This is a genomic window from Stappia sp. ES.058, assembly GCF_900105595.1.
Classification (GTDB): domain Bacteria; phylum Pseudomonadota; class Alphaproteobacteria; order Rhizobiales; family Stappiaceae; genus Stappia.
In genome coordinates this window covers 1156040-1169892 of the sequence record NZ_LT629784.1, presented here as the reverse complement: position 1 = coordinate 1169892, position 13853 = coordinate 1156040, and the positions used below count along the sequence as shown (strand labels likewise).

At 63.8% G+C, this 13853-nt stretch carries 11 protein-coding genes; 8 read left to right on the top strand and 3 right to left on the bottom strand.

What is annotated here, in order from left to right:
• Positions 1 to 2: 2 nt before the first annotated feature.
• Positions 3 to 1355: an MFS transporter gene (locus BLU32_RS05470; RefSeq protein ID WP_244501799.1), complete on the top strand. Its 1353-nt coding sequence runs from the start codon at positions 3 to 5 to the stop codon at positions 1353 to 1355.
• Positions 1356 to 1361: 6 nt separating this feature from the next.
• Here the strand turns inward: BLU32_RS05470 and BLU32_RS05465 are convergent, their stop codons facing one another.
• Positions 1362 to 2210 carry an SDR family NAD(P)-dependent oxidoreductase gene (locus tag BLU32_RS05465; protein ID WP_371326957.1) on the bottom strand — a complete coding sequence of 283 codons (849 nt, stop codon included), beginning with the start codon at positions 2208 to 2210 and terminating at the stop codon, positions 1362 to 1364.
• Positions 2211 to 2315: 105 nt separating this feature from the next.
• Positions 2316 to 2963 (bottom strand): ChrR family anti-sigma-E factor, encoded by a 648-nt coding sequence (locus tag BLU32_RS05460; RefSeq protein WP_093805341.1) that lies wholly within the window; start codon positions 2961 to 2963, stop codon positions 2316 to 2318.
• A gap of 382 nt (positions 2964 to 3345) precedes the next feature.
• On the opposite strand from BLU32_RS05460, the gene BLU32_RS05455 reads away from it, so the two are divergent.
• The 7 genes from BLU32_RS05455 to BLU32_RS05425 all read left to right on the top strand — a co-directional run bounded on the left by BLU32_RS05455 (position 3346) and on the right by BLU32_RS05425 (position 12493).
• Positions 3346 to 4386 (top strand): cysteine synthase A, encoded by a 1041-nt coding sequence (locus BLU32_RS05455; RefSeq protein ID WP_093810633.1) that lies wholly within the window; start codon positions 3346 to 3348, stop codon positions 4384 to 4386.
• 10 nt (positions 4387 to 4396) lie between these two features.
• Entirely contained in the window at positions 4397 to 5848 is a 1452-nt protein-coding gene (cls, locus tag BLU32_RS05450) for a cardiolipin synthase (protein WP_172838503.1), read from the top strand.
• Positions 5849 to 5932: 84 nt separating this feature from the next.
• Positions 5933 to 6649, top strand: coding sequence for an alanyl-tRNA editing protein (locus BLU32_RS05445; RefSeq protein ID WP_093805340.1), 717 nt, complete (start codon positions 5933 to 5935; stop codon positions 6647 to 6649).
• Between the two features lie 43 nt (positions 6650 to 6692).
• Entirely contained in the window at positions 6693 to 7535 is an 843-nt protein-coding gene (gene sseA, locus BLU32_RS05440; RefSeq protein WP_093805339.1) for a 3-mercaptopyruvate sulfurtransferase, read from the top strand.
• 196 nt (positions 7536 to 7731) lie between these two features.
• The gene (locus BLU32_RS05435; RefSeq protein ID WP_093805338.1) at positions 7732 to 9402 is read left to right on the top strand and encodes a formate--tetrahydrofolate ligase; all 1671 of its coding nucleotides are present in this window, start codon (positions 7732 to 7734) and stop codon (positions 9400 to 9402) included.
• Positions 9403 to 10067: 665 nt separating this feature from the next.
• The gene (locus tag BLU32_RS05430) at positions 10068 to 10793 is read left to right on the top strand and encodes a hypothetical protein (protein ID WP_244501798.1); all 726 of its coding nucleotides are present in this window, start codon (positions 10068 to 10070) and stop codon (positions 10791 to 10793) included.
• Between the two features lie 14 nt (positions 10794 to 10807).
• Positions 10808 to 12493, top strand: a complete 1686-nt coding sequence (locus BLU32_RS05425) for a methyl-accepting chemotaxis protein (protein ID WP_093805336.1) — start codon at positions 10808 to 10810, stop codon at positions 12491 to 12493.
• 93 nt (positions 12494 to 12586) lie between these two features.
• On the opposite strand, the gene BLU32_RS22520 is transcribed toward BLU32_RS05425, so the two are convergent.
• Positions 12587 to 13738 carry a methylglyoxal synthase gene (locus BLU32_RS22520; RefSeq protein WP_371326956.1) on the bottom strand — a complete coding sequence of 384 codons (1152 nt, stop codon included), beginning with the start codon at positions 13736 to 13738 and terminating at the stop codon, positions 12587 to 12589.
• Between the last annotated feature and the right edge of the window lie 115 nt (positions 13739 to 13853).

Here is a 13853-nt window from a genome sequence, read left to right as displayed (position 1 = left end):
CCGTGACGGAAAGCCCGGTGCGCGGCGACCTCCCGGTCGCACGGCTGGCGGCCTATGCCGGCCCCGCGTTGCCGCTCGCCGCGCTCACGCTGCCGCTCTACGTGATCCTGCCGACCTTCTATGCCGAAACCATCGGCCTGCCACTGGCGCAGGTCGGGTTCATCCTGCTGGCCGTCCGGCTGATCGACGCGCTGTCCGACCCTGTCGTCGGCGTGTTGTCGGACCGCTTTCACCCCCCGCTCGGTCGGCGGCGGGGATGGTTTCTGGCGGCGTCGCTCCCGGCCGCCCTTGCCGCCTACATGATCCTTACCCCGCCTGAGGACGCCACAGGCCTTTATCTTCTCGGCTGGGGCATTGCGCTGTCGCTCGGCTACACCGCCTGCGTCATTCCCTACACGGCCTGGGGGGCGGATCTTGTCAGCGATTATCACGGTCGAAGCCGGATTGCCGGGGCGCGCGAGGGCATGGTCCTCGTCGGCACCTTGCTGGCGGTTTCCGTGCCCGGCATTGCCGAGGCGCTCGGCGCAAAGGGCCAGGCGCTATCGCTCCAGGTGCTGGCACTTTTCGTGGTTGTCGCCCTGCCTGTTCTGACGTTGATCGCGGTTTGGCGCCTGCCGGAACCGGCGGACACCGGCCGTGCACCACCGGCCTTGCGTGCCGGCCTTGCACATGTGCGCGCCAATCGGCCGTTCCTTCGCCTGCTGGCCGCCTTCGTGCTCAACGGCTTCGCCAATGGTCTTCCCGCCACGCTCTTCCTGTTCTTCGTGGCCCGCGTTCTGGAGGCGCCGCAAATGCAGGGGCCGTTCCTGTTTCTCTATTTCCTGTGCGGGGTCGCCGGCGTGCCCGTGTGGCTCGCCGTGAGCCGGCGCTTCGGCAAGCACCGCACATGGTCCGTGGCGATGCTTGGCGCCTGTGCGATCTTCATCACGGTTCCGCTTCTCGGACCCGGAGATCTCTGGGGATTTGGCGTGATCTGTGTGCTCACCGGATTGGCACTCGGCGCCGACCTCGCCTTGCCGTCCGCCATCCAGGCGGATGTGATCGACGTCGATACCGTATCGTCGGGATCCCGGCGGTCAGGATTGTATTTCGCGCTGTGGGGTCTGGCGACGAAACTGTCGCTGGCACTCGCCGTCGGACTGGCGTTTCCGGTGCTGGAGCTGGCAGGGTTTCAAACAACCCGGGTCGCGGCCGACACGGGGCGCGCCGGCCTTGGCGCTCTCGTCGCGCTCTACGCGATCGTTCCGGTGGTCCTGAAACTTGCGGCCATCGCGCTGATGTGGCGGTTTCCGCTCGATGCAAACGAACACGCCCGGCTTTCCCGCGAAATTTCAGACAATCTTGTACGATCCTGACGCGCACTATTCGGCGGCTTGCGCGCCCTCATTACGTGCCGGGGACGGCGGAGCTTTCTTCGACCAGCCGGTCGTTCGACCCAAAAGCGCGAAATACCAGCGATAGGGAAGCAGTTGCAGCGCCTTCAACTGCCATGTGAAACGGCGCGGAAAGGTAATCTCGAAGTTTCCCCTCCGCTTGAGCCCCTTGTGCAAGCGTCCGGCCGCATCCTCGACATTCATCAGGTGCGGCATCGGAAAGGGATTGTCCTTCGTCGCCGGCGTATCGACAAAGCCCGGCGACACGATCTGGATGCGCACGCCGATGCGGTCAAGGTCGAATTTCAACGCCTCGGCCATGTTGATCAATCCCGCCTTGGTCGCGCCATAGGCCGCTGACGTCGGCAGGCCGCCATATCCGGCGACCGAGGCGACGAGGGCGATCTGGCCCTTGCCCTGCCCGCGCATGGCGTCGATCAGCGGCGCCAGGCAATTGACCGTGCCGCCGAGATTGACGTCGAAGGATGTGTGGAACGCCTCGATGCCCGGCTTCGTGCCGTCCACCGGCAAATAGACACCGGCGTTGAGAACCGCCAGGGCGATGGGCCCGGCATCAGCCCAGATCCCGGCGACGATCTCGGCCATGCGCGACGCATCCGTCGCATCGCCGGGATAGACCAGGATCTCGCCGGTCAGGTCGTCGCATTCGCCCGCAAGGGCGCGCAGGTCATCGTCCGAACGCGCGGTGACCGCGACACGCCATCCCTCTCCTGCAAGCTTGCGGGCAAGTGCCGCACCAATGCCGGAACTGGCGCCGGTCACCCAGGCGACGCCGTCTTCGGGCGTCGCGGAAAAATCGGATGGATGGGACATCATGGGATCTCCTCGCCGCGTACCCTATGCACGACTTTGCGCGAAGGCGGATCGCCTTATATCAGGTGCGAGGTGCGAAAATCGGGCTGAAATCCGGGCTGCCTCGCGTCAACCGCGCAGGAAAGGGGCGAAGAACCGCCCGACCGGCCCCGTAAGGCGCAGACTTCCCTCGGTCACTGCGAAACACAGGCAATCCTCGCCCTCGTCGGCAATCGGGCGGTGGTCGACTTCGTCATCGGCATACGCCACATCGCCGCGCAGGAAGTGACCGCCTTCGTCACTGAAGCCCCCTTCGAGCACCAGCGTGAGTTCGGTGCCGTGGTGTGTGTGGGTCGGCATGGCCTGTCCCGCACGAATCCAGAAAAGGCTTGCGGTGCATCCGTCTATCTCACCGATCCGATACTCCCGAAATCCGGGAAGACGGGTCTTCCAGGGAAGATCGCCGGCATCCTTTCCGATGAAGTTGACCAGCGTCACGGGAAGCCGCGTTTTGGCAGCAGCCTGCGGCACGACGGAGATCCGCTCTTCCTCCGGACTTGAAAACACCGCTTCAAGCATCCCGTCACGGTCAGCAAGAGGCATCGGCGCCACGTCTTCCAACATGCGGCCGCCGGTTGCTTCCAGGTCGCGAACGAAAGAGCGATTGGCCGGCGACAGATCGAGATGCGAGCGCACCAGAAGCCGGGCCGGCTCCGCAAGCGTGCCTGCCACATAGCCGGCAAGCAACGCATCGAAATGCTGATGTGACTGGTCCATTCCCGCAAACACCTTTGTCTCAAGCGCAGAAGCACCCAAACACACAACCCTGTGCGGGACCCGTCTTAGCGGATCGTGAGCATTGCGCCAATTCCAATTCCAACGGCGACAGCCTGGACTTCGCGCCGTTCTCATCCCGTGCTACGCTGCCGCATTGACGCTAGATCAGCGGAACCCACCTTAATTTTGAGATTCTATGGATTGAATGATCATTGATCGACCGATTTCAAAGGACAGCCGACCGGGAATTATCAACAAGGGGTCGCATATTCTGCGACCGGCTTGAGACGGGGAGCCGTACACCATATCTTCCTCCTCCAGCACAGCCAGAGACCTCGCCGGCGCCCAGCGCCCTGCCGGCCAAACCGGAATGACGACACGCATGGACATCAAGGCTTCTGTGATCGACGCCATCGGCAACACGCCGCTGATCCGGCTCAATCGCGCATCCGAACTGACGGGATGCGAGATCCTCGGCAAGGCGGAATTCCTCAATCCGGGACAATCGGTGAAGGATCGCGCAGCGCTTTTCATCATACGCGATGCCGAAGCCCGCGGCGCACTGAGAGCCGGTGGAATGATCGTCGAGGGCACCGCGGGCAACACCGGCATCGGGCTCGCCCTGGTCGGCAACGCGCTCGGCTACCGCTCGGTGATCGTCATTCCCGAAACGCAGAGCGCGGAAAAGAAGGACATGCTGCGCCTTGCCGGTGCGGAACTCGTCGAAGTGCCCGCCGCGCCCTACAAGAACCCGAACAACTACGTGAAACTTTCCGGCCGGCTGGCCGAACAACTGAACAAGAGCGAGCCGAACGGCGCGATCTGGGCCAACCAGTTCGACAATGTCGCGAACCGGCAGGCGCATATCGAGACAACGGGGCCGGAAATCTGGCGCCAGACCGACGGCAAGGTCGACGGTTTCATCTGCGCGGTCGGTTCCGGCGGCACGCTCGCCGGTGTCGGCATGGCGCTGAAGGAGCGCAGCCGCGACGTGAAGATAGGTCTCGCCGACCCGATGGGCGCAGCGCTCTTCAACTATTACGCCCATGGCGAACTGAAGGCCGAAGGCTCATCGATCACCGAGGGGATCGGCCAGGGCCGGATCACCGCCAACCTCGAAGGCGCGTTGGTGGACATGCCCTTCCAGATCCCGGACACGGAAGCCCTTCCGGTGGTGTTCGACCTGCTGGAACATGAGGGCCTGTGCCTTGGCGCCTCTTCGGGCGTCAATGTGGCCGGAGCCATTCGCATGGCGCGCGAGATGGGCCCGGGGCACACCATCGTGACGATCCTGTGCGACTATGGCACGCGCTATCAGTCGAAACTGTTCAATCCCGACTTCCTTCGCTCAAAGGACCTGCCCGTGCCCGCATGGCTGGAGCGCAAGACCGACATCACCATCCCGTTCGAGCCGGCCCCGTGAGCCAAAGCCGGTGACACAAGACATCGATCTGATCGCGCTCTTTCTCGACAACCTTCCAGTCATTGCCGCGCTCACCCTGGCGATCTATGCCCTCGCAGCGGTCTGCGCGGTGCGCGAGGTGCTGCATTCACGCACAGCGCAAGGCTCCATCGGCTGGCTCATGTCGCTTCTGTTCCTGCCGTTCCCCACCGCCTTCATCTATCTGGTGTTCGGCTGGAAACATTTTGGGGACTACGAGGAAGTGCGTGCCTATGCAGGGCGCGATTCGCGCGCGGAACGCGCCCGCAACATGAAGCTCGCCGACGCGGACACGAGCACAAGCTGGCCTGTCCTGACGAAAATCGCCCAGATCCCGTTCCTGGCGGGCAATACCGTTGACGTGCTGATCGACGGCCCCGACACGTTCGATTCCATCCTGACCGGGATTGCCGCAGCCAAACGCACCGTCCTCGTCCAGTTCTTCATCATCCGCGACGACGGCATCGGCCAGCGGCTCGCCGACTGCCTGATCGAGCGGGCGAAGGCGGGCGTGCGCATCCATCTTCTCTACGACGACGTCGGAAGCAAGAGCCTGTCGCGGGGGTATATCCAACGACTGTGCGACGCCGGTGTCCATGTCGCCGGGTTCAACGAACGCCATAAGCTGCTGCGGCTCAGCGGACCGATGCGCCTGAACTACCGCAATCACCGAAAGATCGTCGTGGTCGACGGGGAGACCGCCTGGGTCGGCGGGCACAATGTCGGCGACGAATACCTCGGCCTTTCGCCGAAATACGGTCACTGGCGCGACACCCATGTGCGGGTCGAGGGTCCGGCGGCAAGCGCCTGCTCGCTGTCCTTCGGCGAGGATTGGCACTGGGCGACCGGAAACCCGATCGACCCCTGTCTGCCGGACCCGATCCCGCAGCCGGGCGACGAACCGGTGCTCACCATGCCGACAGGTCCGGCGGACACGTTCGAGGACTGCGGCATCGCCTTTGCCGAGGTCATATCGCGCGCGCGCAAGCGCCTTTGGATCGTCAGTCCCTATTTCGTTCCCGAGCAGGCCATGCAGACCGCTCTCCTGGCGGCCTCGATGCGCGGCGTCGACGTTCGCATTCTCCTGCCGGAAAAGGCCGACCACCGTCTTGTCTGGCTGGCGAGCTATGCCCATGCCGACGACATGACCTCCTACGGCATCAAGGTCTATCGCTACACGGCCGGCTTTCTCCACCAGAAGGTCATCCTGGTCGATGACGACCTGGCCGGGATCGGCACGGTCAACTTCGATGCGCGCTCCTTCCGCATCAATTTCGAAGTGATGATGTGGTTCACCCACGCACGCACGATCAAACGCGTGGAAGACATGCTCGTCGAGGACTTCTCCCGCTCGCGTGAAGCGACGCAGGAAGACCTCGCTTCGCGCTCCTTCGCCTTTCGCCTGGTCGCCCAGGCCGCCCGTCTGTTCTCGCCGATCCTGTAACGCAGACCCTTGTCCGCCGGCATTTGATTGCCCCGTGCGATCGGCTAGTCTGACGCCCCACGAAGGAATCGAACCGAGGGTTTCATGACGGAGCTGCTTTTTCGCGACGACGCCTATCTCCGCACCTGCGAGGCAACGGTCACCGCCATCACCGACCGCGGCGGCATGGTGTTCGACCGCACCGTGTTCTACGCCACCGGAGGCGGACAGCCCGGCGACAGCGGAACGCTGGAACGCGCCGACGGTGGCGAAGTGACCATCGCGACGACCGTCTATGGCGAGGACCGCTCCCAGATCGTTCACGTACCGGCCGAAGGCAGCGCGCTGCCGCAGGTCGGCGAGACCGTGGTCCTTCATCTCGACTGGGCGCGACGCTACCGGCTGATGCGCGTGCACACCGCGCTCCACCTCCTGTCCGTGGTGCTGCCCTACCCCGTGACCGGCGGCCAGATTTCCGATGGCGACGGACGGCTCGACTTCGACCTGCCCGAGGCTGTGCTCGACAAGGAGGAGATCGCCGCGAAGGTCAACGAGATCTCAAGTGGCGATCACGAGATCACCAGCGAGTGGATCACGGACGCGGAGCTTGAGGCAAACCCCGATCTGGTGAAGACCATGAGCGTCAAGCCGCCGATGGGGTCGGGGCGCGTGCGTCTCATCCGCATCGGCGCGGACGTCGACCTTCAACCCTGCGGCGGCACCCATGTCAGCCGCACCTCCGAGATCGGCCCGATCGAGGTTCCCAAGATCGAGAAGAAGGGCCGGCAGAACCGCCGGGTCCGTATCCGCCTTCTCGACTGACCCCCTGCCATTCCCGCCCGCCCCGTTTCCGGAGCCTCAGCCCATGCCCAGATCCCCCCTCGTCTCCCCGTCCTGGCTTGCCAACAAGCTTGCCTCCCCGGATGTCGTCGTCGTCAACGCCTGGCTGCCGCCGGTCGGTCAGCCTGACACGCAGCCGGAGTACGGCGAGCGGCACATCCCCGGCGCCGTGTTCTTCGACGTCAACGCCATCAGCGACCCGGCGAGCGATCTGCCGCACATGCTGCCGCCGGCGCATATCTTCTCCTCGATGATGCGCAAGCTCGGCATCGGCGACGGCCAGACGATCGTCGTCTATGACGGCGTCGGGCTTTATTCCGCCGCCCGCGTGTGGTGGATGTTCCGGGCCATGGGCGTCGAGGATGTGCATGTGCTGGATGGCGGGCTGCCGGGCTGGGAAGCGGCAGGCCATCCGGTCGAGGACATGGCCCCGGCTCCGCGCGGCGACCGGCACTTCAGCGCCCGTCTCAACCACGGTCTCGTCGCCGACCGTGCCAAGGTCGCCCGCATGCTGGAGGCCGGCGGACAAGTGCTTGATGCCCGCTCGCGGGGCCGCTTCGCCGGAACCGACCCCGAACCCCGCGCGGGTCTTCGCGGCGGGCACATGCCGGGCGCCTTGAACCTGCCCTTCACCGAATTGATGAGCGACGGTCGGCTGAAAGACACCGACGCGCTCACCGCCGCCTTCGACACCGCCGGTGTCGACCGAACAAAACCGGTCGTCACCACCTGCGGATCGGGCGTGACGGCCGCCATCCTCTCGCTCGCGCTCACCGTCGCCGGACAGGACAAGGCACCGGTCTACGACGGCTCCTGGACCGAATGGGGCGGACGCGAGGATACGCCCGTGGCAACCGGCGACAGCTGAGCAGCGCGTGGTGCCTTGAGCAGCTGGCGGCTTCTCCGCCCGCTGTGCCGGGCACGGCGATGCCCGCGTCGATTGTTGAACGACGCAGCGTCGCAAATTCAACACCGCCGGCGCTCCGCATCCAATAGCCTTACGCCGGCTCTCTTCGAGGAACCCGCCGGAATCCGTCTCGGCCCGGCAACAGGAGGACTGGGGTATGGCGAGCGACATCGAGATTGCGCGCGCGGCAGCGACGCTGCCGATCGGAGAAATCGGCGAAAAGCTCGGCATTCCAGCCGAAGCCCTGGAAAATTACGGGTCCACCAAGGCCAAGGTCCGCTCCGATTTCATCAAGAGCCTCGGCGACCGGCCGGACGGCAAGCTCGTGCTCGTCACCGCGATCAACCCGACACCCGCCGGCGAGGGCAAGACCACCACCACCGTTGGTCTCGGCGACGGCCTCAACCGCATCGGCAAGAAGGCCACGATCTGCCTGCGGGAACCGTCTCTGGGTCCGTGTTTCGGCATGAAGGGCGGAGCTGCCGGCGGCGGCCATGCCCAGGTCGTGCCGATGGAAGACATCAACCTTCATTTCACCGGCGACTTCCACGCGATCACCTCGGCGCACAATCTGCTGTCGGCACTGCTCGACAATCACATCTACTGGGGCAACGCGCTCAACATCGACGTGCGCCGCATCACCTGGCGGCGCGTGATGGACATGAACGACCGCTCGCTGCGCCAGATCGTCTCCTCACTCGGCGGGGTCGCCAACGGTTACCCCCGCGAGGCGGGCTTCGACATCACCGTCGCCTCGGAGATCATGGCAATCCTGTGCCTTGCGGCCGATCTTGCGGATCTGCAGGAGCGCCTCGGCAACATCATCGTCGGCTACCGCGGAGACAAGACCGCCGTAACCGCCCGCGACCTCGAGGCGGACGGCGCCATGACCGTTCTGCTGAAGGAGGCGATGCAGCCGAACCTGGTGCAGACGCTCGAAAACAATCCCGCCTTCATCCATGGCGGCCCCTTCGCCAACATCGCGCATGGCTGCAACTCCGTCGTCGCGACAAAGACCGCACTGAAGCTCGCGGACTATGTGGTCACGGAGGCCGGCTTCGGCGCGGATCTCGGCGCGGAGAAGTTCTTCGACATCAAGTGTCGCAAGGCGGGGCTTTCGCCATCCGCCACGGTGATTGTCGCAACCATTCGCGCGCTCAAGATGAACGGTGGCGTCGGCAAGGACGATCTCGGCAAGGAAAACGTCGAGGCGCTGAAAAAGGGCTGTATCAACCTGGGTCGCCACATCGAGAACGTGAAGCAGTTCGGTATGCCGGTCGTGGTTGCAATCAACCACTTCGTCACCGACACGGACGCGGAAGTCGCAGCAATTCAGGAGTACGCGACCGAACAGGGCGTGGAAGCGATCCTGTGCCAGCATTGGGCCAGGGGGTCTGAGGGAACCGAGGACCTGGCCCGCAAGGTGGTGGAGATGGTCGACGGCGACAGCGCGCAGTTCGCCCCGCTCTATGAAGACGACATGCCGTTGTTCGAGAAAATCCAGACCGTTGCCCGACGCATCTATCGCGCCGACGAGGCGATTGCGGAAAAATCGGTGCGCGACCAGTTGCACAAGTGGGAGGCCGACGGCTTCGGCCATCTGCCGGTGTGCATGGCCAAGACCCAGTATTCCTTCTCCACCGACCCGAACCTGCGCGGCGCGCCGACGGGACACACCGTGCCCGTGCGCGAGGTGCGGCTGTCGGCCGGTGCCGGTTTCATCGTCGCGATCTGCGGCGAGATCATGACGATGCCCGGCCTTCCCAAGGTCCCCTCGGCCAACCACATTCGTCTCGACGACGACGGGCTGATCGAGGGCCTGTTCTAGGGTCAGGACCTGTTGCTATCACTGCGATGGTCGGAGCGGATGCGTGCGGATACGAGGAGCAAGCCCGCAGGAAGGCTGGAGCCTTCCAAGGGATTGCGACATGGTATCCCGTGCGGATCCGCCCGATCCGAAGGACGCTCGAGCTGACGTCGACCTGCGGCGTCAAAGCCCTCGGCCGGGAGAACAGTCCCGCCCTTCGGGCTTTTCCTTGCATCTCTCGTCATCTCGAACGCCATTTCAGTCATGGCAACAGGTCCTGGCCCTAGGGTGCGGCCCCTTGAATGAAGTCGAAATCGCGTGGAAAACGGCAAAACATCGCGAGGAACGGTGTGTAGAACGGGCGGGTGCCCGGTCAAATCCGCTGACGAGGCGCGCTGCCGAAGCGGGCTGCCCGCCTTCTCCCTTTCCTTCGTCGTTGACACGACCTTCGCCGAGCCCCGCCTGAACGACCGCTCCGAACAAGCGGCGCCAACATGGCGGAAGCGCGCACCGCCCCTACGTAAACTTGACAATAAGATCGGTTTTCAATCATCCGGCCGCGTTAAAATACAGATAATTCTGCGCATGGCATTTCTCTCGATTTTCGCAACAAACGATTCTTCATGTCACTCACTTGATATAGAAATCGCGAATCTGAAAAGAAAAGTCCTCTTTATGTTCATATATTGAATTACATTTCAAAAATAAACGGAATTTTTAAATTTGTATTTCAACAATACTGTATTCACCTGCTATTAACGCAATTGCCTCATACATTGGGTCAAAGAATTTCTTCGAAAGGCTTGAAGATGCGCTTCCAACTCGCTGCTGTAAGTTTTCTGGTCCTGACTCAGACCGTTTTCGCCGCCGACACGGCACCGGATGCATCAGCCCTCATCTCGCCGGATGTGGTGGCTGAGGCGCGATCCTGGCTTGCCAACCCGATCGTCGCGCTGTCGGTGAATGCACAAAACGACATGCGGGGCCAGTTGGCGCAAAGCGAAATCGATGCGCTCGACACGCAATGGCGAGACGAGCGCGAAGCCGATGACAAACCGTTGATCTCAGCAACTCTGTCCGCCCCGCTGTCGATCTACCTGCTGCGCATCCAGGCGAAATCGGTGGGCCTATACCCCGAGATCTTCATCATGGACGCCAACGGGCTGAACGTCGGACAAAGTTCGATCACCGGCGATTATTGGCAAGGCGACGAAGCCAAGTTCCAAAAGACGTTCCCGATGGGCGCGGATGCAGTGTTCATCGACGAGCCCGAATGGGATGACACCAACAAGATCTGGCGCGTCCAGATGAACATGTCGATCGCCGACCCCGAGAGCGGCGACACAATCGGCGCGGCAACCGTCGAATACAACCTCACCGAACTTCAGCGGCGCATGTCCACCGGCTCATAAGGCGATAGCAGACCATGTTTCGAAATCTGTCAGTCAGCAAAAAAGGTGCGGCCGCGTTCTTCGCTCTCGCACTCATCGGGGCGGTGTCAGGCATCGTCACCGCAGTGAACACCTCCGGCGCCTTGACGGAAGTGGGAAAGGCGAACGAGCTCTCAAACCTCAACGCCAAGACCTACCAACTCGACGCGCTGATCGTTGAAGAAGCCCTTGCGATCAAGACCTTTCTCCTGACCGGAAACCGCGACTGGCTCGCGAGTGCGCAGGAGCACCATTCGAATATCAACAGCGAATTCGAGACCATCGGCGCCCTGGTCGAAGACAGTCTTCCTGCCGAAAAATCGCAATTGACCAATGTGAAGACCGCTTGGGCGACCTGGTACGAGCAGATCGCTTCCAAGCAGATCGAGTACATGCGCCGGCCGGAAACCGTCGACCTGGCCCGGGCGATCGAGGTCACCCGAGCCAGCACCGAACTGCTCGAAGCGGTGCGCACGAACAGCGAGACCTTCGCCAGCGCGATTGCCGGACATCGCGCGGAATCTGTCGAACTGCAGAACTCCGCGTTGTCGCTGGTCAGGATCATCGCGGTCGTCAGTGCGGCGCTGATCACCACACTCGCGGTCCTGCTCGGGTTCCTCAACCACGCGCTTGTCTCCAGTCCGCTGACCCGGCTTTGCGGCATCACCGAAAAGCTCGCAAACGGCGATACCGACCAGACGGTCGACTTCGGCAAGCGCACGGACGAGATCGGCACGATGGGCCGCACTCTGGAAGTGTTCCGCGACAACCTGATCCGGACGCGTCAGCTCGAGGCCGACACAAGTCAGCAGCGACTCGACGCCGAACGCCAGAAGCGCGAGGAAATGGAACAGGTTGCCAGCGACTTCGAAGGCACCGTCATGAGCATTTCCGATGAGATCATCGCCATGCTCGACAGGCTGAACACGTCATCCAGCACCCTGTCCGACATCGCCAACCAGACAAACGAACAGTCGGTGTCCGTGTCTGCGGCTGCGGAACAGGCGACCAACAATGTCAACACGGTCGCGAGCGCGACGGAGGAACTCTCCGCCTCGATCCGCGCGATCACCGAGCAAGTGCGCACCTCCTCCGAGATTGCCAGCAAGGCGGAAACGGAAGTCGGCCGTTCCAGCGAGGCCGTCAACACCGTGCAGCGGGTCGTCGCGCGCATCGGCGACGTGACAAAGCTGATCACCGCCATCGCCGAACAGACCAATCTTCTGGCCTTGAACGCCACCATCGAGGCGGCACGTGCCGGCGAGGCGGGCAAGGGCTTTGCCGTCGTCGCGTCCGAGGTGAAGGCGCTGGCGGAACAGACCGCCAAGGCGACCGAGGAAATCGACAGCCAGATTTCCGAAATGCGCGATGCGGCCGACGCGTCGACCGACGCCTCGGAGGTGGTCGCAGGTCTCGTGCAGCAGATCTCGGAAAACACGAATGCCATGTCGGGTGCGGCGGAAGAGCAAAACGAGGCGACAACGGAAATCGCCCGCAGCGTTGCCGAGGCCGCGCAGGGCACGGCAAGCGTGTCGCAGTCGATCTCCCAGGTCAGCAATGGCGCGGGCGAAACCGGCAGGCTCAGCGGCGACATGAAGACCTCCGTCGCCCAGTTGCACGAGCGCTCCGACAATCTGCAGCACGCGATGCGCGACTTCCTGGCAAAAGTCCGCGCCGCTTAACGCCTCCGCGACAGCATCTGAAAACGTGAAAGGCGGGGCCATGGCTCCGCCTTTTCCGCGTTTCGCGATGTCGAACGCCCCTTCCCAACCGGCCTACAGGGTGTTCGGTCCCCCCTCCCCGCCGAGGCTCGCACTGACCACGAGATCGGCTGCGGCGGGCGAGCAGGCAATCGGCGTGTCGTGCAGGATCGCAAGCCGCGTCAGCGCCATCAGGTCGACGTCGCTTGCGTGATGGCCGTGCGGATCGGCGAAGAAGATCACGGCATCGAGTTCGCCGGTGGCGATCAGCGCGCCGAGCTGCTGGTCGCCGCCGTGCGAGCCGCGCTGCAGCCGGTGGATCGCAAGCTCCGGCACAGCCTCCATCAGCATCGCCCCCGTGCCACCGGTGGAGATCAGTTTCTGCCGGCGCAGGATATCGGCATGGCGGGCGACCCAGGCCCGCAGATGCGTCTTGCGGGCATTGTGCGCCACAAGCGCGATGTGGCGCGGGGCGGTGGACCGAGCCCGGGCCTTCAGCGTGAGCGCCAGGATCGCCCTCACCTGGGAGGTCAGGCCCTCTTCGGGTGCTGCGAACTGTCCTTTCAGCGCCGCCGTACCGACCGTGAAGCCGGCGGCGCCTGTTTCCGCCACCGCCTCGATGCGCTCCGCCCGGTCGATGCTGCCGGCCATGATCACCGGCTTGTCGACGGCGGCGCAGACGTGGCTCATCAACTCCCGCACATCGCCGGCAAAGCGGTAGGCCAGAAGGTCGAGCCCGTCGACGCTTTCAAGGTCGGCCAGCCGGCGGGCGCTGTCGGTGATCGTCTCGACGGTGCCGGACAAAACGCTCGGGTGGCCGACGATGTCGCCCGGGAAGGGATAGTAGCGCACCGGGTGGGGCTTGAGCATCGGCGCGATCTCGGCCGCGCGTGTCCCGCCCAGAAGGCAGTCGACCTCGAGCTCGATCGCCGCCCGCGCCGAGCGCAGCTCGCTTTCCGCATCGAGGCTCACCACTTCCAGATAGGCGCGCCCGCCGGCGGCCCGGATCTCCCCGGCCAACGCCTTCAGCTCGTCGAACGGCAGCCCCACGTCCTTGAAGCCGATATGGCGCGCACCGCCGGCCAGGACCTCCTCCAGCCGCGCGCGCGCATCCGGCACCGTGCTGTCGTCCTCGGTCAGCATGAAGATGAAATCGAAGGCCATATGGTCCCGCTCTTTCTCGTCTTGCAGGCGAATACCGCCTTCCGCCTCTCGCCGACCGGCCACGGCACCCCCACCACGCCCCACTCTGTCGCACCGGCGACCGCGCGTGTCGTATTGGCGATACCGGGGCGCCGCGACGCGGCCCACAGTATTATCACCTAGATATACTTTTCCCTCC

Coding starts and splice junctions, on each gene's coding strand:
- BLU32_RS05465 (WP_371326957.1), bottom strand. CDS start 2,210: ATGATGTCCCATCCATCCGATTTTTCCGCGACGCCCGAAGACGGCGTC.
- BLU32_RS05460 (WP_093805341.1), bottom strand. CDS start 2,963: ATGGACCAGTCACATCAGCATTTCGATGCGTTGCTTGCCGGCTATGTG.
- BLU32_RS05455 (WP_093810633.1), top strand. CDS start 3,346: ATGGACATCAAGGCTTCTGTGATCGACGCCATCGGCAACACGCCGCTG.
- BLU32_RS05445 (WP_093805340.1), top strand. CDS start 5,933: ATGACGGAGCTGCTTTTTCGCGACGACGCCTATCTCCGCACCTGCGAG.
- sseA (WP_093805339.1), top strand. CDS start 6,693: ATGCCCAGATCCCCCCTCGTCTCCCCGTCCTGGCTTGCCAACAAGCTT.
- BLU32_RS05435 (WP_093805338.1), top strand. CDS start 7,732: ATGGCGAGCGACATCGAGATTGCGCGCGCGGCAGCGACGCTGCCGATC.
- BLU32_RS05425 (WP_093805336.1), top strand. CDS start 10,808: ATGTTTCGAAATCTGTCAGTCAGCAAAAAAGGTGCGGCCGCGTTCTTC.